The organism is Parafannyhessea umbonata, from assembly GCF_012844235.1.
GTDB lineage: Bacteria > Actinomycetota > Coriobacteriia > Coriobacteriales > Atopobiaceae > Parafannyhessea.
Genome location: NZ_JABAGR010000006.1, coordinates 157,471 through 177,671 on the forward strand (window position 1 = coordinate 157,471; position 20,201 = coordinate 177,671).

Annotated in this window: 18 protein-coding genes; 10 read left to right on the forward strand and 8 right to left on the reverse strand. The window is 67.5% G+C overall.

Translation table 11 applies throughout. The features are described from left to right. Positions 1-9: 9 nt before the first annotated feature. From HF885_RS07435 to HF885_RS07450, 4 genes are all read right to left on the reverse strand, one after another. On the reverse strand, positions 10-1,239 hold the full coding sequence (locus HF885_RS07435; protein WP_170104305.1) for a M20/M25/M40 family metallo-hydrolase: 1,230 nt from the start codon (positions 1,237-1,239) through the stop codon (positions 10-12). Continuing rightward, complete coding sequence (glpK, locus tag HF885_RS07440; RefSeq protein WP_170104306.1) at positions 1,240-2,730, reverse strand: glycerol kinase GlpK; 1,491 nt, start codon at positions 2,728-2,730, stop codon at positions 1,240-1,242. 1 nt (position 2,731) lies between these two features. Further along, positions 2,732-3,727, reverse strand: a complete 996-nt coding sequence (locus HF885_RS07445) for an alpha/beta fold hydrolase (RefSeq protein ID WP_170104307.1) — start codon at positions 3,725-3,727, stop codon at positions 2,732-2,734. A 123-nt stretch (positions 3,728-3,850) separates the two neighbouring features. Then, positions 3,851-4,693, reverse strand: coding sequence for a spermidine synthase (locus tag HF885_RS07450; RefSeq protein ID WP_170104308.1), 843 nt, complete (start codon positions 4,691-4,693; stop codon positions 3,851-3,853). Positions 4,694-4,862: 169 nt separating this feature from the next. On the opposite strand from HF885_RS07450, the gene HF885_RS07455 reads away from it, so the two are divergent. Both HF885_RS07455 and HF885_RS07460 read left to right on the forward strand, forming a co-directional pair. Next, on the forward strand, positions 4,863-5,138 hold the full coding sequence (locus HF885_RS07455) for a hypothetical protein (protein ID WP_170104309.1): 276 nt from the start codon (positions 4,863-4,865) through the stop codon (positions 5,136-5,138). Between the two features lie 11 nt (positions 5,139-5,149). Then, positions 5,150-5,683, forward strand: a complete 534-nt coding sequence (locus tag HF885_RS07460) for a macro domain-containing protein (protein WP_328804356.1) — start codon at positions 5,150-5,152, stop codon at positions 5,681-5,683. A gap of 101 nt (positions 5,684-5,784) precedes the next feature. Here HF885_RS07460 and mscL read toward each other — a convergent pair whose 3' ends face one another. The 3 genes from mscL to HF885_RS07475 are packed head-to-tail and all read right to left on the reverse strand — an operon-like array spanning position 5,785 to position 8,643. Continuing rightward, a complete protein-coding gene (gene mscL, locus HF885_RS07465) occupies positions 5,785-6,225 on the reverse strand; it encodes a large conductance mechanosensitive channel protein MscL (RefSeq protein ID WP_090845012.1) in 441 nt (146 codons plus the stop codon). A 4-nt stretch (positions 6,226-6,229) separates the two neighbouring features. Further along, the gene (gene dtd, locus HF885_RS07470) at positions 6,230-6,691 is read right to left on the reverse strand and encodes a D-aminoacyl-tRNA deacylase (RefSeq protein ID WP_170104311.1); all 462 of its coding nucleotides are present in this window, start codon (positions 6,689-6,691) and stop codon (positions 6,230-6,232) included. Beyond that, positions 6,688-8,643 (reverse strand): carboxypeptidase M32, encoded by a 1,956-nt coding sequence (locus tag HF885_RS07475; RefSeq protein ID WP_235927362.1) that lies wholly within the window; start codon positions 8,641-8,643, stop codon positions 6,688-6,690. Before HF885_RS07475 ends, dtd begins: the two co-directional genes overlap by 4 nt. Before the next feature lie 311 nt (positions 8,644-8,954). Here HF885_RS07475 and HF885_RS07480 point away from each other — a divergent pair, with 311 nt between their 5' ends. From HF885_RS07480 to HF885_RS07515, 8 genes are all read left to right on the forward strand, one after another. Continuing rightward, positions 8,955-9,905: an ROK family protein gene (locus HF885_RS07480; protein WP_170104312.1), complete on the forward strand. Its 951-nt coding sequence runs from the start codon at positions 8,955-8,957 to the stop codon at positions 9,903-9,905. 191 nt (positions 9,906-10,096) lie between these two features. After that, entirely contained in the window at positions 10,097-10,549 is a 453-nt protein-coding gene (locus HF885_RS07485) for a PTS sugar transporter subunit IIA (protein ID WP_170104313.1), read from the forward strand. 1,066 nt (positions 10,550-11,615) lie between these two features. Beyond that, a complete protein-coding gene (locus tag HF885_RS07490; RefSeq protein WP_235927363.1) occupies positions 11,616-12,500 on the forward strand; it encodes an HAD family hydrolase in 885 nt (294 codons plus the stop codon). A 421-nt stretch (positions 12,501-12,921) separates the two neighbouring features. Further along, positions 12,922-13,989 (forward strand): phenylalanine--tRNA ligase subunit alpha, encoded by a 1,068-nt coding sequence (gene pheS / locus HF885_RS07495; protein ID WP_170104314.1) that lies wholly within the window; start codon positions 12,922-12,924, stop codon positions 13,987-13,989. A 90-nt stretch (positions 13,990-14,079) separates the two neighbouring features. Continuing rightward, positions 14,080-16,551, forward strand: a complete 2,472-nt coding sequence (gene pheT / locus HF885_RS07500) for a phenylalanine--tRNA ligase subunit beta (RefSeq protein ID WP_170104315.1) — start codon at positions 14,080-14,082, stop codon at positions 16,549-16,551. Positions 16,552-16,694: 143 nt separating this feature from the next. After that, positions 16,695-17,408 carry a hypothetical protein gene (locus HF885_RS07505; protein ID WP_170104316.1) on the forward strand — a complete coding sequence of 238 codons (714 nt, stop codon included), beginning with the start codon at positions 16,695-16,697 and terminating at the stop codon, positions 17,406-17,408. 66 nt (positions 17,409-17,474) lie between these two features. Next, the gene (locus HF885_RS07510; protein WP_170104317.1) at positions 17,475-18,212 is read left to right on the forward strand and encodes a GntR family transcriptional regulator; all 738 of its coding nucleotides are present in this window, start codon (positions 17,475-17,477) and stop codon (positions 18,210-18,212) included. A 63-nt stretch (positions 18,213-18,275) separates the two neighbouring features. Beyond that, positions 18,276-19,646: an alpha-amylase family glycosyl hydrolase gene (locus tag HF885_RS07515; protein ID WP_170104318.1), complete on the forward strand. Its 1,371-nt coding sequence runs from the start codon at positions 18,276-18,278 to the stop codon at positions 19,644-19,646. A 92-nt stretch (positions 19,647-19,738) separates the two neighbouring features. Here HF885_RS07515 and HF885_RS07520 read toward each other — a convergent pair whose 3' ends face one another. After that, positions 19,739-20,107, reverse strand: a complete 369-nt coding sequence (locus HF885_RS07520; RefSeq protein ID WP_170104319.1) for an arsenate reductase family protein — start codon at positions 20,105-20,107, stop codon at positions 19,739-19,741. Positions 20,108-20,201: the final 94 nt, after the last annotated feature.

Here is a 20,201-nt window from a genome sequence, read left to right on the forward strand (position 1 = left end):
CCGCCGGACCTAGTCTCCCAGCATCAGCCGCAGCACCACCTCGAGGCCCTCCTTCAAGCTCTCCTTCTCGATCCACTCCCCGCGGGTGTGGAGCTTCGCGCCGCGCACGGTGCCTATCGTGTTCGCGGGGATCCCCAGGGACAGCGGGATGTTCGCGTCCGTGGAGGCCGGCCTCAGGTCCGCCTCCCTGCCCGTCACGCGCCTCACGATGGCGGCGCTCCTCTCCGTCATCCTCTGCAGGGCCGCCTCGTCCACGCCGTTCGCGTACGGGCGCACGCCCAGCGTCGTCAGCTCGATCTTGCCGGCGTCGTCTCGCCTCATGAGCTCGTGGCGGTGCCTCTCGATCACGCTCTCGAAGAACGCGCGCATTACCTCGATGTTCTCGCGCGAGGACGACCTGAACTCGAACTTCGCCATCGCGTGCGACGGGATCGAGTTGATGGTGGTGCCGCCCTCGATCTTGCCCACGTTCATGGTGGTGTGCGCGCCGTCCATCACGTCGGTCGGCGGGTTTATGCGGTACAGGTCCTCTATGATCGAGCAGAGCTCCTCTATGGCGTTCGCGTTGCCATAGTCGTGGTACGAGTGGCCGCCCGTGCACTCCACGTCTATCTGGTAGCGCTCCGACCCCACGCACACGGATATGCACTGCGGAAGGTACAGGTCGAACGAGAAGTACCGGTCCACGCAGTCGCCCACCTCGTCAAACAGGTTGCGCGTTCCCGCGAGGTTGCCCAGGCCCTCCTCGCAGGTGTTCGCGACCACCAGGATGTTGCCCTTGCGCGTGGCCCTGTCCAGCGCCAGCGGGTTCTGCAGCAAAAACTTCGTCGCCATCAGCAGGTTCACGAGGTTCGCGGTGTCGTCGCCCACGCCCGGCGCCCACATGCGCACGTCGTCCTCGCGAATCGGCAGCTCCGTCGTGTCGGGAAACACGACGTCGGTGTGGGCGGCGTACATCGTGAGCGTGTGGTTCTTCACACTCTCGGCAAGCGTCTGCGCGTCGTGGTGCGCCTCGCGCCTCGCGCGGGGGTTCATCAGCAGGCACAGCACGTTCTTCTCGTCGTCCACGCGCACGTTGCGCGCGCCGTGCGCGTGGAGCCATCCAGCGATGAAGCTCGCGCGCTGCTCCTCGTGGTGAGACGGCGCGGGAATCCTCGCCAGCGTGCGCAGGAGCTCCAGCTCCTCCGCGTGCGAGTCCCTCACGTAGCGCCTGATTGCCTGGCTGACGAAGAGGTCCATCTACATCGATCTCCTAATCGCGTCCTTCCAACCGGCCAGGAGGCCGGCCGCATCGTCTGCGTCCATGGTAGGACGGAACACGTCGTCAGAGGAGCGCAGGGCGAGAAGATCCTGCGTTCCCGACCAGAAGCCGCTTGCGAGGCCCGCGAGGTACGCGGCCCCAAGGGACGTGGTCTCGATGTTCTGGGGGCGCCTGATGCTCGCGCGCAGGACGTCCGCCTGGAACTGCATGAGGAAGTCGTTTCGGGACGCGCCGCCGTCCACGTTCAGGTCGCGCAGGGTCACCCCGGCGTCGGCCTCCATGGCGCGCGCGAGGTCGTACGTCTGGTACGCCAGCGCCTCGAGCGCCGCCCGCGCCACGTGCGCCGGCGTGGTGCCGCGGGTGATGCCGCAGATGAGCCCGCGCGCGTCTGGCTTCCAGTACGGGGCGCCCAGCCCGGTGAACGCGGGCACTATGTACACGCCGCCCGTGTTGGGGACGCTGCGCGCCAGGAACTCCGTCTCCTCGGCGGTGCGGACGAGGTGCATCTCGTCGCGCAGCCACTGGATGAGGGCGCCGGCCACGAACACGCTGCCCTCGAGCGCGTACTGCACGTGCGGCGCGCCCGGCGGCGTGGCCGCTATGGTCGTGACCAGGTTGTTCTGCGATACCGGCGCCTGCTCGCCCGTGTTCATGAGCAGGAAGCAGCCCGTGCCGTACGTGTTCTTCGCCTGGCCGGGCTCGAAGCAGCACTGGCCAAACAGCGCGGACTGCTGGTCGCCGGCGACGCCGCGGATGGGAATGCCCGCCGGGATGCCCGGGTAGCTCGTCTCGCCAAAGAACGAGGCGGACGGCCGCACCTCAGGCATCATGGAGGCGGGAATGCCAAACAGGTCCAGGAGCTCCTGGTCCCAGCAGCCCTCGTGGATGTTGTACAGCATGGTGCGGCTGGCGTTCGTGGGGTCCGTCGCGTGCACGAGCCCGCCCGTGAGCACCCACACGAGCCATGTGTCCACGGTGCCGAACACGAGCTCGCCGGCCTCGGCGCGCTCCCGCGCCCCGTCCACGTTGTCCAGCAGCCACTTGATCTTGCTGGCCGAGAAGTACGCGTCAGGTAAAAGCCCGGTCTTCTGCTGGACCATGCGCCTTGCGTCCTTTGTGCCGCACAGCTCGTCGATGATGGGCGCGGTGCGGCGGCACTGCCACACGATGGCGTTGTGGATGGGCTCGCCCGTGGTGGGATCCCACACGATCGTGGTCTCGCGCTGGTTGTCGATGCCGATGGCGTCGACGTTGTCCACGGTGAGGGAGTGGCGGCTCGCGAGCTCCGTCAGGCTCCCGAGCTGCGAGTACAGGATCTCCTGCGGGTTGTGCTCCACCCAGCCCGGCTTGGGGTAGATCTGCGGGTACGTGCGCTGCACGCAGTCGACCATGCGTCCCGCGTGGTCGACCAGGACGGCGCGCGAGGACGTGGTGCCTTGGTCGAGCGCGACTATGTACTTCTCGCTCATGCTATGCCTCCGTCTTGGGTTCTGGGTTCGGGGCGGGTGCGTGGCGGTCGAGCCAGCCGCGTACGCACTCGAACACGGCGGCATGGCCGTCCTCCTGCAGGACCTCGTGCCGCATGCCGTCGAATATCCTGTACGTGACGTCCGTGGAGCCGGCGCGGCGCGCGAGCTCGGCCGAGCGCACGACCCCGCGGCCAAACTCGCCCACGGGGTCCTCCGCGCCGGCGACGTAGAGCAGCGGGAGGTCGTGCGGGACGCGCTGGGCGCACTCCAGCGTGCAGACCTCGGCCGTGAGCTCCGTGAGCGTGGCGTAGCCTCCCGCGGAGAACATGAAGCCGCACGCGTCGTCCGCGATGTACGCGTCCACGTTCTCTTGGTTGTGGGACAGCCAGTCGAAGTCCGTGCGGCGGTTTGGGATGGCCTTCGCGTACGCGCCGTCCGCCATGGCGTGGAGAAGGGCGCTCCTGTGGTCCTGGCCGCGCATGCGCGCTATCGCGAGGGCCATGGCGTGGCCTGCACGCGACGTGCGGGGCTCGACGAAGCCGGTGCCGCAGATGACGGCGCCGGAGATCCTGTCGCCGTACGTGGCGGCGTAGTACCTGGCGACGAAGCTTCCCATGGAGTGGCCGAACACGAAGCACGGCGTGCCGGGCGCGCAGTACGCGGCGGCAAGCGTGCGCAGGCGCTCGACGTCTTCCACCAGGGCGTCGCTCCCGCCCTGGGCGGGAAGGCACCCCCAGCGCCCTGGCTCGGCGCTCGACCCGTGGCCGATCTGGTTGTGCCCGCAGACGAGGTAGCCGGCGCCTGCGAGGTAGCGGGCGAACTCGTCGTAGCGCTCGATGTGCTCGGCCATGCCGTGCACGAGCACGACGACGCCCCTGGGGCGCGACTCGCGCGCGGCATCGGGGTCGCCTGTGCGCCAGGCGTATCCGCGAATGGTAGATACCCCGTCTGCCGACGCAAACGAGATGGGCGTGCGTGCGACATCGCCCTGTGACATGCGTTCTCCCTCCGCTCGAAAAAAAGACGAGACAGAGTATATGCGCGCCCCGGCACGCCGCCCGCGGCTCTTACGCCAGACGTCGCGTGCGCTCGACGTGCGGGCGGCGGGTGCGGCGGCGGGTCAGTCGCGGAGCACGGCCCCCGCGGGTTCGGGGGAGGGCTCGAGGGCGCCCTCGAGCTCGAGCGGGGCGTCTGACGCGACGACGACGTTGTTGTCCTCCACGTCCGGCTCGTCCGTGGAGCACGGGATGACGTACACGTGGGAGAAGACCTCCCCGAGCGTGCGCGTGACGTCGCGCAGGAGCCGCGACCTTTCGCCCTCCAGCGCGGACACGACGTTCGCCAGGTAGATCCCGTCCCGCGCGAGGCGGCCCCTCGCGGCGCGGGCGCCCTCGAGCGTGGCGAGGGAGCGCGTGGGCAGGAGCGCCCCGAAGCAGTCGTTTGCGACCACGTCGTAGCGCGGGAGTCCGGCGTCGCCGTCCAGGAACGCGCGGCCGTCCATGTTGAAGGTCCTTATGCGCGAGGAGCTGCCGGGGCTCATCTGGTCGAGGCGTCCCAGCAGGAAGTAGTCGCGCGCGAGCCGCGAGACCGCGGGGTCGACCTCGACCACGTCCACGCGGGCGTCCGGGTCGTGCGCCACGAGGTACTTGGGAAACGCGTAGCCGCCCCCGCCGAGCATGAGCACGCGCTGGGGCCGCCGGCCCATGGCCCCCATGGCGCGCGCGAACAACCGGTGGTATGGGAAGACGAGCTCGCACCAGGAGTCGTCCAGGTAGGTGGCGCTCTGCCACGTGCCGTCCACCTCGAGCACGCGGACGGGCGCGCCGGAGGCGTCGTGCACGTCCACGACCTGCGTGGGCCCGAACATGGTGTCGGCGGACGCCACGACGACGCGGTCGTGCAGCAGCCGTGCGCCGGCGTTTCCCAGCCAGTCCACGAGTGCCCTTGCGATCCTGGCGCGCATGCTCTTCTCCATTCCCCTGTGGTGGACGTTCGTGCGATGATGCGTGATGCGACGCTACCACGATAGCGCTTGCGGCATGGCGCGTGGGCGCCGTCTGGCGAGCAAGGTGAATCAAAGCCGGCGAGCCGGGAAGACTGTGTAGGTGGCGATGCATTGGAAAGGACGACCGATGGCGACAGGACTGCACTGCTCGGATTGCATATTCAGCAGCTTTTCGTACAACGAGGAGTGGGGAAGGTACCAGGGATCGTGCAGCAGGGGCTACACGCTGGCCGACCCGCACGAGACCCGCGAGCCCGACATGTACTTCGCAAAGAGCCCGCGCGACCTGGTGCCGCTGACGGACCCTTGGGGGAAGGAGTACCTGCGCACGGATAACATTTGCAAGCAGTTCCTGCGGCCGACCGACCCCGATGCCGCCCGCTACCTGCGCAAGAAGGACTAGCCTTGCTCTGCGTGGTGCAAGGGTCCGTTGTGGACCAGAAGGCGGACGCCATCGTGAACGCCGCGAACCACACGCTGCTGGGCGGCGGGGGCGTAGACGGCGCCATCCACCGCGCCGCCGGCCCGGGCCTGCTTAGGGAGTGCCGCACGCTTGGCGGATGCCGCACGGGCGAGGCGAAGGCGACAGGCGCGTATGGCATACGCCAGGCGCGCCACGTGATCCACACCGTCGGCCCGGTGTACAGCGCGAGAAGGGCGGACGAGTGCCGGCGGGAGCTTGAGTCCTGCTACCGCAGCTCGTGTGAGCTGGCGCTGGGGCTGGGTGACGCGTCCATCGCGTTTCCGGCGATATCGTGCGGCGTGTACGGATACCCGCTGGAGGAGGGGCTGGCCGTGGCGCTCGAGGTGCTGGCGTCGTACGCGCCGCGCTTCCAGCGGGTGGTGCTCGCGCTGTTCAGATCGGGGGAGTATGCCGTGGCGCGCGAGGTGGCGACCGGGCTGTATCCCGTGCGGGAGGGTCCGGAGGGGCTCGTCGTCATGGCGTAGCGCCGCGCCCACGGGGCTTGCGCGCCTGCACGCGAAACGGGCTCCCGACGATTGCCGGGAGCCCGTTGCATGACGTGCTTGCGCGCCCGCGTCGCGCGTGCCTACGCCTTTGCGCGTGCGCCGCCGGGAATCTCGCCGCCGCAGTGCGGGCAGCGGGTGGCGCCGGCCTTGACCTCCTCCAGGCAGTGCGGGCACACGGGGGCCGCGGCCTCCTCCTTCTGCTCCTGGGCGTGCGTGAGCTTCGCCGTGGCCTCGCTCAGCCTGTTGACGCTCTTTACCAGGATGAACACGATGAGCGCCACGATGAGGAAGTTGATGACGGAGCTGATGAACGCGCCGAAGTCGATCTTGGTGCCGGGGACCACGAGGCCGGAGATCTCCGTTCCGCCGCCGGTCAGGAACGTGATGAGCGGGTTGATGATGTTGTCCGTGAGCGACGTGACGATGCCGGTGAACGCGCCGCCGATGATGACGCCGACCGCCATGTCCATCACGTTGCCGCGACTGACGAACTCCTTGAACTCCGTGAAGAACTTGCTCATGGGGCTACCTCCTGGGTCTTGACAGCTCGTCCGTGTCGAGCCATATGGTGATGGGGCCGTCGTTTACGAGCGACACCTGCATGTCCGCGCCAAAGACGCCGTGGCCCACGTGACGGACGTCTTTGGCGGCGAGCTCGAGGAAGCGGCGGTACAGGCGCTCCCCGAGCTCTGGGGGAGCGGCGTCCGTGAACGACGGCCGGTTGCCGCGCCTGCAGTCCGCATAGAGCGTGAACTGGCTCACCACGAGCACCTCGCCGTCCACCTGCGCCAGCGAGAGGTTCATCTTGCCGTCGCGGTCGTCGAACACCCTGAGGCGGAAGATCTTCTCCCACAGGCGCCGCGCGGTCTGTTCGTCGTCGCCTGGGCCGACGCCCAGAAGGACGAGAAACCCGCGGCCGCAGCTGCCCGTGACGCCTCCGTCCACGGAGACGCTGGCCGAGCTGACGCGCTGGACGCACGCCCTCACGCCTGGTCGCCTTCCTCGGGCTCCGGCATCCTGATGCCGTAGATGGCGCAGAACTTCTGGAGCAGGTAGTCGGTGTAGTAGGTGGCGTTGAACGGCTCGCCGCACGCGTTCTGGATGAGCTCGGCGGAGTCCTTGGAGCGGCCGTACTGCCAGATGCGCGTGCGCAGCCACTCGCGCACGGGGGCGAGGTTGCCCTTGGAGAGCCGGCCCTCCCAGTCCATGCCCTCGGCGATCATCTGGTGGCGCAGCTGCGCGCCGATGGCGCCACCGAGCGCGTAGGTGGGGAAGTAGCCGAAGAGGCCGTCGGCCCAGTGGGAATCCTGCAGGCAGCCGTGGGTGTCGTCCGGAACGTCGACGCCGAGGTAGTCCTTGTACTTCTGGTTCCAGACCGCGGGCACGTCCTTGGCGGTGATCTGGCCCGAGAAGAGCATCTGCTCTATCTCGTAGCGCACGAGCACGTGCAGCGGGTAGGTGAGCTCGTCGGCCTCGGTGCGGACGAGGCTGCCCTCGGCCCTGTTGACCGCGAGGTAGAACTGGTTTGGCGTGACGCGGCCGAGCTGGCCGCGGAAGTGGCTCGCCATGGTCTTGAGCAGCGGCGCGGCGAACGCGCGGCTGCGGCCGACGTAGTTCTCGAAGAAGCGGGACTGCGCCTCGTGCATGCCGGCGGAGGTGCCGCCCTTGAGCGATGTGTAGTTGAAGTCCGGGTTCACGCCGCATTCGTACAGCGTGTGGCCGCCCTCGTGCAGCATCGTGAACACGTTCGAGACGACGTCGTTCTCGTACACGTGCGCGGCGATGATGGCGTAGTTGGTGGTGAGGGCGTCGGAGTAGGGGTGCTCCGTCGTGGTGACGAACAGGGCGTCGCGGTCGAGCCCCTCGAGGTCGACGAGGTCGCTTGCGAGCGCCCACTGGCGACGCTCGTCGAAGCGGCCCTCGATCACGGAGCGGTCGGGCTGCCAGCCGCGGCGGCGGATCTCTGCGAACAGCGGCACGACGATGCCTCTGACCTGGCCGAAGAACTCGTCGTAGAACGTGCGGTCGCAGCCGTGCTCGAAGTTGTCGAGCCAGACGTCGTACGGGTCGGCGTCCGCGTTGCGGTAGCGGGCGATCTTGACCATGGCCTGGACGATCCTGTCGAGGTAGGGCTCGAACGACGCGAAGTCGTTCGTGGCCTTCGCCCTCTGCCAGACGCTGTCGGACTTGGCCAGGAGGCGCGTGAAGTCCATCTGGACGTCGTCTGGAACGTCGACCATCTGCGCGCGGTCGCGGCGCAGGATCTTGACCTGGGCCTTCTGGGTGTCGGTCAGGATGTCCGGCATGGAGTTGAGACGCTCGAGCATGGCGCCGGTCTCCGGGTTGCAGACGAGCTCCTTGTCTTCCTGCTCGAGGATGGCCTGGGCCTCGCCGCGGTCGGTCACGGCCTTCGCGGGGTCGATGGACGGGCCGTAGCACGAGATGCCGATGCGCGCGTAGCGGTGCGCGTACAGGTGACGCTCGAGGTCGTTGAGGGAGGCGATGTCCTCCTTGGGGTTGCTGATGGCGGCGGGCGCCGGCTTGCGCGGCACGCCCATGGCCTCGCGTCCGTCAGCCGGCCTTGGCCGGTTGGGCGCGGCCGCGTGGGGCGCCTCCTCGCTGGCGGCAGGCTCCGGCGCCGCCTTCGCGACCTCCTGGCGGTACATCTGCTCCACGGCGTCCGCCGGCTCGACCGACTCCGGGGCGGGTGCCGGGGCGTGCTCCGGAGCCTCTGCCGCGGGCGCGTGCCTTGCCTCGTCCAGGTTGGGGCCGCGCTCTATCGTGAGGTCGCCGTCGCCGACGGGCTCGCCCTCCACAACCGGTGCGGGATCCTCGAACCTGTCGGCCGCGTGGGCGAAGATGCTCAGGAACGAGGGCACTGCGCCGGTGGACGCGGCTTTTCTCGCCTCTGGCCTGCGCTTGGAATCATCTGAGGGCATGTTCTTCTCCTTGCCTGCCCTGCCATGGCCGGCGTGTAGGCCGACGGTGGGCGGGGCTGCGGAATTCGTGCTACTGATGCACAAGTCTAGCGTGATTGGGAGGTTTGCGGGGGCGTGGCCACGCGCGATTTGGTGCGTTGACGCGTGCGGGGCGCCGTGCGGCGCGGGAGGTCTGCTCGCCCGTCGACCGTGTGCGCTCCCGGGCGGACACGTTGCGGGGTTCTGGGCTTTCGGGCGGCCGACTTGAACGATACTCTTAGGTATTTGGAACACGTTGTCCGTCCCGGCGCGTGCCGGGGAGAGGAGCCCTTATGAGTTGCGTGCTGGGTATCGACATTGGCGGAACGAGCATCAAGGCGGGGCTGTTTACGCCGGAGGGCAAGCTCGTGGAGGTGAAGAAGATCCCGACCGGTGCCATCGACGACGAGAAGGCGTTCGCGGAGGTGTGCGAGGGGCTGAGCTCGCTCGTGGTTGGCGCGGGGTTTCTTCCGGACGACGTGACGGCCGTGGGGCTGGACATCCCGGGACCCGTGGACGACAGCGGCCGCGTGGGCATGCTGCCGAACATCAGGCTCGACCCCGACGGGCTGAAGACCGCGATCAAGCACGAGTTTGGCAACGCCACCCTCGCCTTCGTGAACGACGCGAACGCCGCGGCGCTGGGCGAGCTGTGGCAGGGGTCGGCGCGCGACCTTTCGAGCTTTGTGATGGTGACGCTGGGCACCGGCGTGGGCGGCGGCGTCGTGACCGGTGGAAAGCTGGTGTCTGGCGCGTTTGGCGCCGGCGGCGAGATCGGCCACATCACCGTGAACGCGGGGGAGACCCGCGTGTGCGGCTGCGGGCGCAGGGGCTGCCTGGAGCAGTACGCGTCCGCGACGGGCATCGTCTGGCTGTACCAGCAGGCATGCAAGGCAGACGGCGGCGAGCACCCGAAGCCGGAGCACGCGACGGACACGATCACGGTCTTCAACGCGTGCCGCGACGGCGACGCGTGCGCCGAACGCGCCATCGACCAGATGTGCGACACGCTGGGCCTTGCGCTTGCGCAGATAAGCTGCGTGATCGATCCGGCGGCGTACCTGATTGGCGGCGGCGTGGCCGGTGGCTTCGACCTGTTTGCGGAGAGGCTCGCGGCCTCGTTCAGGTCGCACTGCCTTTCGACCAGCGCGAGCGCGCGCATCCTGCCGTGCAGCCTCGGCAACGAGGCCGGCATGTACGGCGTCGCGTACGCGGCACTGCAGGAGGCCGCGAAGGGCGAGTAGCGCCAGGGCAAGGAGGCTGGGCGGGAAGCGCGGGGCCGCGTCCTTCTCGCCCGCGGCGGTGGCGGCGGACGGAAATGTCCACGAATACATGAGCAGCAAACTTTTGCTTCTTTTATGACGTTCGCCACCGTTTACGCGGATACAATTGGATTTAAGAGTGTTGGTAACCGGCTTTGCCAAAGGAGACTGTCATGGCAGATTACGTTAAGTCGTCCCACGTGTTTCTTGACAACCCTGCGAAGAACGTAGACGAGGCTCTTGAGTTCCTCTCGAAGAAGATGGTCGAGCTTGGCTACGCCGACGACGAGAAGACAGTGCTGGACGCCTTCAAGGCTCGCGAGTCCGAGGGCACCACGGGCATGATGGACGGCTTTGCCATTCCGCATGCGACGAGCGATGCCATCAAGCAGACGGCCGTCCTGCTGGTGAAGTTTGCCGGCGACATCGAGTGGGAGTCGATGGACAAGAAGCCCATCAAGGTCGCCATTGCGATTTGCACCCCGCGTGAGGAGAAGGGCACGACGCACCTGCAGCTACTGAGCGAGGTTGCCATCATGCTGACGAAGGAGTCGTTCCGCAGCGACCTTCTGAACTGCGACGATTCTGAGAAGCTCGCCGCGATTGTCGAGGGCTGCTTCAAGTAGGGGCGTGCTGGGCGCCGGTGGCGTGCGCTGCGGGCGACCTGGGGTTGCGCGAATGTGATGCGGGGCTCGGCTTTGTTGGCCGGTCCCCGTTTGCGTGGCGGGCGCGGGCGGCGTGCGGGTGCGATGGCGCGTGGCGCTGCGGGCGGTGGCGCCGGTGCGTGGCGCTGGCGGCGCTGGTGCGTGGTGCCGGCGCCGCCAGCCGCCGGTACACGTGAGCCCCGAGTTGACACGCCCCGTACACGTCGCGGCCGAGTTTCGCGGGTCCGTGCAAGCTCGCGGCAGACGTGTACCGGGCCGGGTACACTTCGAAGCCCAGTTTGCAGGGGCCCTGCAAACTGGGCGCCCATGTGTACGGGGTGGGTACACATGGGCGCGCTTTTGGCAAGAAGTTGTAAACTCGGGCCAGACGAGTAGCATCGAAAGTCGAGCCATGTCAGGAACTGTCAGACGTGTACCGGGTCGTTCGTTAAGACTTTGATTGTGCAGCTAATCTACCTCATGTTATGTGGAATTAGACTAATTCCACATGGTACACGTCTGACCCGAGTTTGCATTTTCCGGTACACATGCGCGAGTTCCTGCCATGGTTTGATTTCTTATGGCACACGTCGGCCGCGAGTTTGCGGGATCCCGTGCGTTTCTGCCACACGTGTACCGGCGGGGGACACCCTCGGCACACATGAGGGCCGAGTTTGCAGGCCGCCCGCGAACTGGGGGCAGGTGTGTACCGCCAGGGTGCCCCCCGGTACCCGTCTGGCCCGAGTTTCGTGCAACCGTGCAAACTCGCCGCAGGAGTGTACCGGCACGCAACGCTTCCCCGTACTCGTGAGGGCCGAGTTTACGCCGGCCCTGCAAACTCGCGGCAGAAGTGTACCGGCGTGTTGGACGCCGCCAAACGTGGCAGCTCCAATCACGGGGGCTTCACGGCTGGGCCGGGCGAGCGCGGCGGAGTTGGCCCAGGCTATCGATTCAATGGGGCAAAGCCCCGGCGAGTCGGCCCCGGTGCCGCAGGTGCCGTATCATATGCTGCGATGTTTGATGCCCCAACCACGCGAAAGAGGACGAAATGGCACGTCAGAACATGGCGAGTAAGAATATCAGGCTCATCCTTGCGGACATCGACCGAACGCTGCTCCCCTGGGGGCTCGACGCCGTGCCACCCCGGACGCGCGCGGCGATGCACCATGCCATGGAGGCCGGCATCCGCGTGGGGCCGGCCACCGGACGCGGCTTCGACTGGCTGTCCCCGCTCTTCTCGGGCGACTCCGCGTGCTTCCGGACGTGCGTCGCGACGAACGGAAACCAGGTGTTCCTGGATGGTCGCAAGATTCGCGAGGCAAACTTCAGCGGCGATGCACTCGCGAGGGTCGCGGAGGTGGCGGCCGGCTTTCCGCACGCGGGGGTCATCGCGTTCGACGGCGCCACGCCCTCGCTCGTGAGCGGCCGCATCGAGGACCTTAGGGCGACGTTCCCATCGTATGCCGCGGCATGCCGCACGCGGGCAGACGGCTCGGCGCTGGGGCTCCCGGACTTTGCGGCGACAAAGGTGAACGTGTTCCTGGCCCGGGAGTCCGCGGACGGCACGCTTGCGCCCGCGGGCGAGAAGGACTCGCGCGCCATGGTCGATGCCCTGAACCAGCAGGTGGACGGCCTTGACTTCGACTATCCGCAGCCGGGCTTCACGAACGTCATGCGCGCGGGGTGGAACAAGGCCACGGGCATACTGGCGCTAGCGCGCGAGCTGGGAATCGGCGTGGACGAGGTCGTGGTCTTTGGCGACGCCGGGAACGACCTGTCAATGTTCGAGGCCATTCCCAACTCCGTGGCGGTGGCGAACGCCACGCCGGAGGCGGCCGCGGCGGCCCGCTGGCACATCGGCCCGAGCACGAAGGAAGCCGTGGCGGACGCGATCGAGGCGCTGGCCGCGGGGGAGTGGCCGTTTTCCGAGTAGCGCCGATCGGCTTGCCGCCTTGCCACGCGCGCCGTCCCGCCACGCGCGCGGCCGCTGTGCCGTCACGCGCCGCGAGTTGTGAATGTCCGCGTTCTTCTCGCCCGTTGGCGCGTTGTGTGCTATCCTCAGCCACTAGGCAATGACGGAGAGGTTCGGCCGTCGCGTCGCTGGAGGACAGAGAGGGAGCTCACCGGCTGAGAGGCTCTCACGAAGGCTGACGGACGAAGTTCACTCCACCAGCCGCGACCTGAACGCCGTCGGGCAGCCGCCGGCAAGTAGGGAAGCCGTCCGCCCCACGGAACGGGGCTCAACGAGTGGGTGCTCGCGAGAGACAACGTGAACGCCAATCAAGGTGGTACCGCGGATAACTCCGTCCTTGAGCCATGTGCTCGGGACGGTTTTTGTTTAAAGGGGGATTTTCATGGCAATGTCGGACGACCTGAACGCGATTCAGGAGCGGGTGCAGGAGGCGCTTGCGGGCGCGCACAGCCTGGAGGACCTTGAGAAGATCCGCGTGGCGGCGCTGGGCAAGAAGGGCTCGCTCACCGCGATCATGCACATGATGGGCAAGGTGCCGCCCGAGGAGCGCCCCGCGATGGGCAAGCTCGCCAACACGGTGCGCGCCAACGTGGACAGCGCCATCAAGCAGGCGCGCCTTCAGATCGCGAAGCGCGCGCTGGACGAGAAGATCATGGCGGAGGCGGCCGACGTCACCCTGCCGGGACGCAGGCTGAGCCCGGGCACGGAGCACCTTATCAGCCAGATCCGCGAGGAGATCGAGGACATCTTCTGCGGCCTGGGCTACACGGTCGAGGACGGCCCGTACGTCGAGACCACCTACTACAACTTCACGGCCCTGAACGCCCCTGAGGACCACCCCAGCCGCTCGGCGAAGGACACGTTCTACGTGGTGGACAACGCGCCCGAGGGCAAGGAGAAGCACGTCCTGGGCGAGTCGGACGTCCTGCTCCGCACGCAGACCTCCGGCGTGCAGGTGCACACGATGGAGGAGAAGAAGCCGCCCATCTACATGATCTGCCCGGGCACGGTGTTCCGCCCCGACACGGCCGACGCAAACCACCTGCCGCAGTTCACGCAGGTCGAGGGTCTCGTCGTGGACGAGGGCATCACGTTTGGCGACCTGAAGGGCACGTTGGACTACTTCTGCCGCGAGATCTTCGGCAAGGACCGCGCCACGCGCTACCGCCCGCACTTCTTCCCGTTCACGGAGCCCAGCTGCGAGGTCGACGTCAGCTGCGGCGTGTGCCACGGCAAGGGCTGCCGCTTCTGCAAGAACACCGGGTGGCTCGAGATCCTGGGCTGCGGCATGGTGGACCCAAACGTGTTCCACTACTGCGGCATCGACCCCGAGAAGTACTCCGGCTTCGCCTTCGGCATCGGCGTGGAGCGCGTCGCGGCCCTGCGCTACGACCTGCCGGACCTGCGCATGCTCATGACGGGCGACATGCGCTTCCTCAGGCAGTTCTAGCTGCCGCGCACCCCGCGCACGCGGGGGCGCACCCCAGAAACAGGCGACGTGCGGGCGGCCGGCCAGGCTCCCGCAAAGAAAGGCAACAAGATGCGTGTCTCTTATGAGTGGCTCAAGACCATGGTGGACGTGCCCGAGGACCCCCAGGACCTCGTGAGGGAGTTCGTCCGCACCGGCACGGAGGTCGAGGCGGTCGAGCGCGTCGGCGCGGACATCACCCGCGTCGTCACGTCCCAGGTGCTCGAGAAGGTGCCCCACCCGGACTCCGACCACATGTACGTCTGCAAGATGGACGTGGGCAAGTACAACGTGGACGAGAAGGGCGAGCCCTGCCCGCTGCAGGTGGTGTGCGGCGCCCAGAACTTCGAGGTGGGCGACAAGACCGTCACCGCGCTCGTGGGCGCGACGCTGCCCGGCGACGTGAAGATCAAGAAGGGCAAGCTCCGTGGCGTCGACTCGTTCGGCATGAACTGCTCGAGCCGCGAGCTCGGGCTCGACGCGGACCACTCCGGCATCATGATCCTGCCGAAGGACGCGCCCGTGGGCGTCGACTTCGTGGAGTGGAAGGGCATGAGCGACACGGTGATCGACTGCGAGATCACGCCGAACCGCCCGGACTGCCTGTCCATGTGCGGCATGGCGACCGAGGTCTCGGCCATGCTCGACGAAGACACCCACATCGAGCTCCCCGCCATCAAGAACGAGTCCGCCGAGTTCGGCCGCACGGCCGACATGGTCGACGTCACGATCGACGACGCGGAGCTGTGCGGCCGCTACACCGCGCGCGTCGTGCGCAACGTGAAGATCGGCCCCAGCCCCGAGTGGCTCGCGAGGCGCGTCATCGCCGCGGGCGCGCGTCCCATCAACAACGTGGTCGACGTCACCAACTACGTCATGTTCCTCACCGGCCAGCCGCTGCACGCGTTCGACCTGGGCAAGGTCTCGACGCGTGACGGCAAGCGCCACATCGTCGTGCGTGCGGCGCATGAGGGCGAGAAGCTCGTGACCCTCGACGGCCAGGAGCGCACGCTCACGCCGGACATGGCCGTCATCACGGACGACGGCAACGCGCCCGTGGCGCTCGCCGGTGTCATGGGCGGCCTGAACTCCGACATCGACGAAGACACCGTGGACGTCCTCCTGGAGAGCGCCGTGTTCGACAAGGGCCACGTCAGCCGCACGAGCCGCAACCTCGACCTCATGAGCGAGGCGTCCATCCGCTACGAGCGCCAGGTCGACGGAGCGCGCTGCGCCCTGGTGAGCGACGTCGCGGCCGCGCTGTTCGAGCAGTGCTGCGGCGCGGACGTGTGCGAGGGCATGGTCGACGTGTACCCCGCGCCGGTCGACGCGCCCCAGATGGACCTGCGCCCCGACCGCGTGCGTGCGCTCACCGGAGCCCCCATAGAGGCCGAGTTCATGGCGAGCCGCCTGGAGCGCCTGGGCTGCACCGTCACGCGCGGCGCGGACGAGCATGCCCCCATGCACGTCGTCGCGCCCACGAACCGCCCGGACCTCACGCGCGAGATCGACCTCGTCGAGGAGGTGCTGCGCCTCTGGGGCGAGGGCGACGTCGAGCCCACGCTCCCCGCTGCCCGCAACCACGCCGGCGGGCTCACCGTCGAGCAGCAGCGCGTGCGCAAGATCGGCCAGGTCCTGCGCGCGAGCGGCCTGTGCGAGACGTCCACGTACAACTTCGCCGACCCCAGGGACCTCGAGCGCCTCGGCATGAGCGAGGAGGGTCGCGGCGTCCCCGTGAAGATCATGCGCCCGCTCGTGGCCGACCAGTCCCAGATGCGCCGCGACATCATCCCGGGCCTGCTGCGCTCCGTCGCGTACAACCTTGACCACGGCGTCCAGAACGTCCAGCTCTACGAGGTCGGGCGCGTGTTCTTCGGGCACGAGCACAAGAGCCAGCCGGACGAGCCCAGCTACGTCGCCGGCGTCATGTGCGGCGCGTGGAACGACGACCAGTGGAACAAGAAGTACGTCAAGCTCGACTTCTTCGACGCCAAGGGCGTCGTCGAGAACCTGCTGGACGCCCTGCGCATCACGAAGGTCCGCTTCAAGGCCGCGGACCCCGAGCGCTACGGCTGGCTCCAGCCCGGCCGCGCGGCCGAGGTCATCGCGCAGGGCGAGCTGCTCGGCTGGGTCGGCAACATCCACCCCTCGAGCCTCAAGAACTTCGACCTGGACGTTCCCGTCGTCGCGTTTGAGCTCTCCGTCAAGGCGCTGCTGCGTCTGGCCCAGCGCGAGCTTCCGTACAAGGAGGTCCCGACGCTGCCCGGCGTCTCCATCGACCTCGCGCTCGTCGTGGACGAGGACATGACGTGCGAGCAGGTCGTCCAGCGCATCCAGAGCGCGGGCGGCAAGCTCCTCGCGGACGTCCGCCTCTTCGACGTGTACCGTGACAAGATCCGCGTGGGCGAGGGCAAGAAGTCCATGGCCTTCTCGCTCACCTATCGCGCGGCCGACCACACCCTCACCTCCGAGGAGGTCGAGAAGGCCCACAACAAGCTCGTGACGAAGGTCATGAAGTCCACCGGCGGCGAGGTCCGTAGCTAGCGTCTTGGCCTTGGGCCAAAGGTCCCCCGGGCACGGGCCCGGGGGGACCGATCTTTCGGCACTGGGTGCGAACTTGGTGTCTTTGGTGGCCGACGCGCCCCGTTTCGTGCACACCCGCGGCGTTTATGCCTAGAATGGACCCTATGCCAAGCTGGAACATACATATAGCCCACGTGCAGCGCCTGCTCCACGAGCAGGACGCGCGGGCGCTGGGCATTCGCGACGCGAACGCGTTCCTGTTCGGCAACCTCGTGCCGGACATCTACGTGGGCTACCTGGTGCAGCCCATCTCGCGTAAGGTGCCGTACAGGGTGACGCACTTCGCGGACCCGGCCTTCGTGCCGCAGCCGGCGTACTGGGACTTCTGGACTCGCTACGCGCGCGCCTCCGCGGACGAGCGGGGCCGCGTTTCCGACGTGGTGCTGGGCGCGTGGATGCACCTTCTGGCGGACAACGTGTACAACGCCGCGAACAACCGCTTCATAGCGGAGCACGGCATCGAGCCGGGGGAGGAGACCCGCAAGCGCAAGCAGGCGGACTTCGACCTCTTCGGCCGCACGCTCGAGCTTGACATCGCGCCGCAGGTGAGCAGGTCCGTCCTGCAGCAGGCCGCGGCATTTCCGCAGTATCCCATAGGCGAGGAGGACGCGATCCGCGCCATAGCCGTCGCGGACGACGTGGTGGAGCAGAACAGCGAGCGCCACGTCGCGGGCACGCCGCGCTACTGCATGCTCGACGCGTCGTTCTTCTCGCAAACGTACGAAAATGTCTATCATCTAATGGTCAGGAATCTGAGGGCCTATGCCGAGCACGGCGCACTTGGGTGTGGCGAGCGCGGCAGCGACGGCAACGCGTAGGGGCTGTCGTTGGGCGTACGAGTCACAAAGCGGCGGGCCGCGGGCCGCCTGCGGAAGGGTTGATGCATGCCCAAGTTCGACAAGTCTGATGGCGAGCTGCTGTACGTCCAGGTATCGGACTACGTGCGCGAGAAGATCTACTCCAAGGACTGGGGGGTGGACGAGCCCATCCCGTCCGAGCACGAGCTGATGGACATGCTGCACCTGTCGCGCGGCACGGTGCAGAAGGGCATTCGCCAGCTTGTGGACGAGGGGCTGCTCGTTCAGCAGCGCGGCCGCGGCACGTTCGTGGTGCAGCCCGTCATGGCCAGGCCCAGCTCCAACCGCCTGCTGTCGTTTGGCGAGTCCATGAGCGCCCAGGGCGTGAAGTACATCACGAGGGTCGTGAAGTCCGAGGTGAGGCAGGCCGGCCCCCTCTGCGCGGAGAACCTGCAGATGGACGTGGGGGACGACTACCTGTACCTGTGCCGCGTGCGCTACGTGAGCCACCGCGCCGTCATGTTCATCGAGAGCCACCTGAACCTGAGCGTGTGCCCGGGGATCGAGGACGCGAACTTCGAGCACGAGGCGCTGTTCGCGGCCGTGGAGCGCACGAGCGGCCACGAGATCGGCCGCTCCGAGATGGTCTACACTGCCCGCACGGCCGGCAAGGTGAGGGGCGGCTACCTGGAGTGCGACGAGCACGCGCCGGTGCTGGAGCTGGACCAGCTGGTGAGGCTCGACAACGGCGTGCCGTTCGAGTGGGGCAGCGTCTGGCTGCCCGCAAACAGGTGCGTCATCAGCAACGAGACGCACCGCGCCTAGCACGGCCGCGCACCTTGGCCGCAAGCCCGGGCGAAACACATATCCCACGATGGGGGAGGCTGCATGAGCTGGTACGAGGAATCGGTTGTCTATCAGGTCTATCCGCTGGGACTCACGGGTGCGCCCTACCTGAACGACAGGACGAGCGAGCCCGTGCACAGGCTGCGCAAGCTCGTGGACGACGGCTGGGTGGAGCACATGCACAGGCTCGGCGCGACGTGCCTGCTTCTGAACCCCGTGTTCGAGAGCGAGTCCCACGGCTATGACACCATCGACTACACGAGGGTCGACCGTCGCCTTGGCACGAACGAAGACCTGCGCCACGTGGTGGACGCGTGTCACGAGGCGGGCATCAAGGTGCTCCTGGACGGCGTCTTCAACCACGTGGGCCGCGACTTCTGGGCGTTCGAGGACGTCCGCAGGAACCGCCAGGCAAGCCCGTACGCCGGTTGGTTCAACATTGACTGGGGTTCGAACGACGAATTTGACGACGGCTTCAACTACGACTGCTGGGAGGGCGTCAGGCAGCTCGTGAAGCTCAACCACGGCAACTTCGAGCTGAACGACTACCTCGCGAAGGTCATCCGCGACTGGGAGTCCGAGTTCGACATCGACGGGCTGCGCCTGGACGTCGCGTACTGCCTGGACCGGGGCTTCCTCGGCTACCTGCGCCGCATCGCGAACGAGCTCACGCAGGAGCGCTCTTCTCGCCTGGGCGAGAAGGACGGGAAGTTCCTGCTGCTGGGCGAGACCATGTTCGGGGACTACAACCAGTGGATGGGCGACGACCTCTGCGACTCCGTCACGAACTACGAGGCGTACAAGGGGCTGTGGTCGTCCGCGAACTCCGCGAACATGCACGAGATCGCGTACTCGCTCGAGCGCCAGAGCGGCTCGCACCCGTGGGACCTCTACACCGGCCGTCACCTGCTGAACTTCCTCGACAACCACGACGTGCCGCGCATCGCGACGAAGCTGGACGACAGGCGGCAGCTCCGTCCGCTGTACGGGCTGCTCTTTGGCATGGCCGGCGTCCCGAACGTGTACTACGGAAGCGAGTGGGGCATCGAGGGCGAGCAGCTCCCCGGTGACCACGACCTGAGGCCCGCGCTCGACGCGCCGGAGTGGAACGAGCTGACGGAGTGGGTCTCTGCCCTCGCACAGTGCCGCAAGCCCGGTCATCCCGGCGCCGAGGCGCTGGCGTGGGGCGACTACGCGCAGGTTGCCGTCCAGCCCAGGCAGCTGCTGTTCCAGCGCCAGAGCGAGCACGAGCGCCTGTTCGTGGCCATCAACATCGCGGACGAGCCGTACACGTTCCACTTCGACGCCGGCTGCGGCAGGGCGCAGGACGTGATTGACGGGTCGGACCACGACTTTGGCGGCGGCAGCGAGGTCGAGCCCTTCTCGGCGCACTTCTGGCTCTGCGAGCGGTAGCGCGCGTCCTTGGCACATGCCACGCGAACGCCGTCGGGGCGTCGGGCCTTAAGATGCCCGGCGCCCCGATCTTCGCGTTCGATGCGCGCCCGCTAGCCCAGGAGCCGCTGCTCCCACTCAGCCTCGCGAAAGCCTGCGAGCACGAAGTCCGAGCCCACAAGAAGCGGGCGCTTCACGAGCATCCCGTCCGTGGAAAGCAGCTGGTAGCATTCCTCGTTTGACATGCCGGGCAGCTTGTCCTTCAGTCCCATCTGGCGGTACAGCATGCCGGACGTGTTGAACAGCCTCCTGATGGGGAGCCCGCTCCTTGCGTGCCAGGCGGCGAGTTCCTCGGGCGTGGGGTTCTGGCGCACGATGTCGCGGTACTCGTAGGCTATGCCGTGCTCGTCCAGCCACTTGACGGCCCTTTTGCACGTCGAGCACTTGGGATAGCACAGTGCCGTAAGCCTCTCTGTGGGCATGTCTCCTCCTGTCTTCCTCATGCGGGCACGCCGCCTTCGGGCGGCCGTGCCATGTGGCATCCATTCTACAATCCGTCGCACGAAAAGGGGCCGC

Bases quoted from the DNA above. Each gene is read 5' to 3' on its own strand.
- HF885_RS07435 (WP_170104305.1), bottom strand. From the start codon at position 1,239: ATGGACCTCTTCGTCAGCCAGGCAATCAGGCGCTACGTGAGGGACTCG.
- glpK (WP_170104306.1), bottom strand. From the start codon at position 2,730: ATGAGCGAGAAGTACATAGTCGCGCTCGACCAAGGCACCACGTCCTCG.
- HF885_RS07445 (WP_170104307.1), bottom strand. From the start codon at position 3,727: ATGTCACAGGGCGATGTCGCACGCACGCCCATCTCGTTTGCGTCGGCA.
- HF885_RS07450 (WP_170104308.1), bottom strand. From the start codon at position 4,693: ATGCGCGCCAGGATCGCAAGGGCACTCGTGGACTGGCTGGGAAACGCC.
- HF885_RS07455 (WP_170104309.1), top strand. From the start codon at position 4,863: ATGGCGACAGGACTGCACTGCTCGGATTGCATATTCAGCAGCTTTTCG.
- mscL (WP_090845012.1), bottom strand. From the start codon at position 6,225: ATGAGCAAGTTCTTCACGGAGTTCAAGGAGTTCGTCAGTCGCGGCAAC.
- HF885_RS07475 (WP_235927362.1), bottom strand. From the start codon at position 8,643: ATGCCCTCAGATGATTCCAAGCGCAGGCCAGAGGCGAGAAAAGCCGCG.
- HF885_RS07480 (WP_170104312.1), top strand. From the start codon at position 8,955: ATGAGTTGCGTGCTGGGTATCGACATTGGCGGAACGAGCATCAAGGCG.
- HF885_RS07485 (WP_170104313.1), top strand. From the start codon at position 10,097: ATGGCAGATTACGTTAAGTCGTCCCACGTGTTTCTTGACAACCCTGCG.
- HF885_RS07490 (WP_235927363.1), top strand. From the start codon at position 11,616: ATGGCACGTCAGAACATGGCGAGTAAGAATATCAGGCTCATCCTTGCG.
- pheS (WP_170104314.1), top strand. From the start codon at position 12,922: ATGGCAATGTCGGACGACCTGAACGCGATTCAGGAGCGGGTGCAGGAG.
- pheT (WP_170104315.1), top strand. From the start codon at position 14,080: ATGCGTGTCTCTTATGAGTGGCTCAAGACCATGGTGGACGTGCCCGAG.
- HF885_RS07505 (WP_170104316.1), top strand. From the start codon at position 16,695: ATGCCAAGCTGGAACATACATATAGCCCACGTGCAGCGCCTGCTCCAC.
- HF885_RS07510 (WP_170104317.1), top strand. From the start codon at position 17,475: ATGCCCAAGTTCGACAAGTCTGATGGCGAGCTGCTGTACGTCCAGGTA.
- HF885_RS07515 (WP_170104318.1), top strand. From the start codon at position 18,276: ATGAGCTGGTACGAGGAATCGGTTGTCTATCAGGTCTATCCGCTGGGA.
- HF885_RS07520 (WP_170104319.1), bottom strand. From the start codon at position 20,107: ATGCCCACAGAGAGGCTTACGGCACTGTGCTATCCCAAGTGCTCGACG.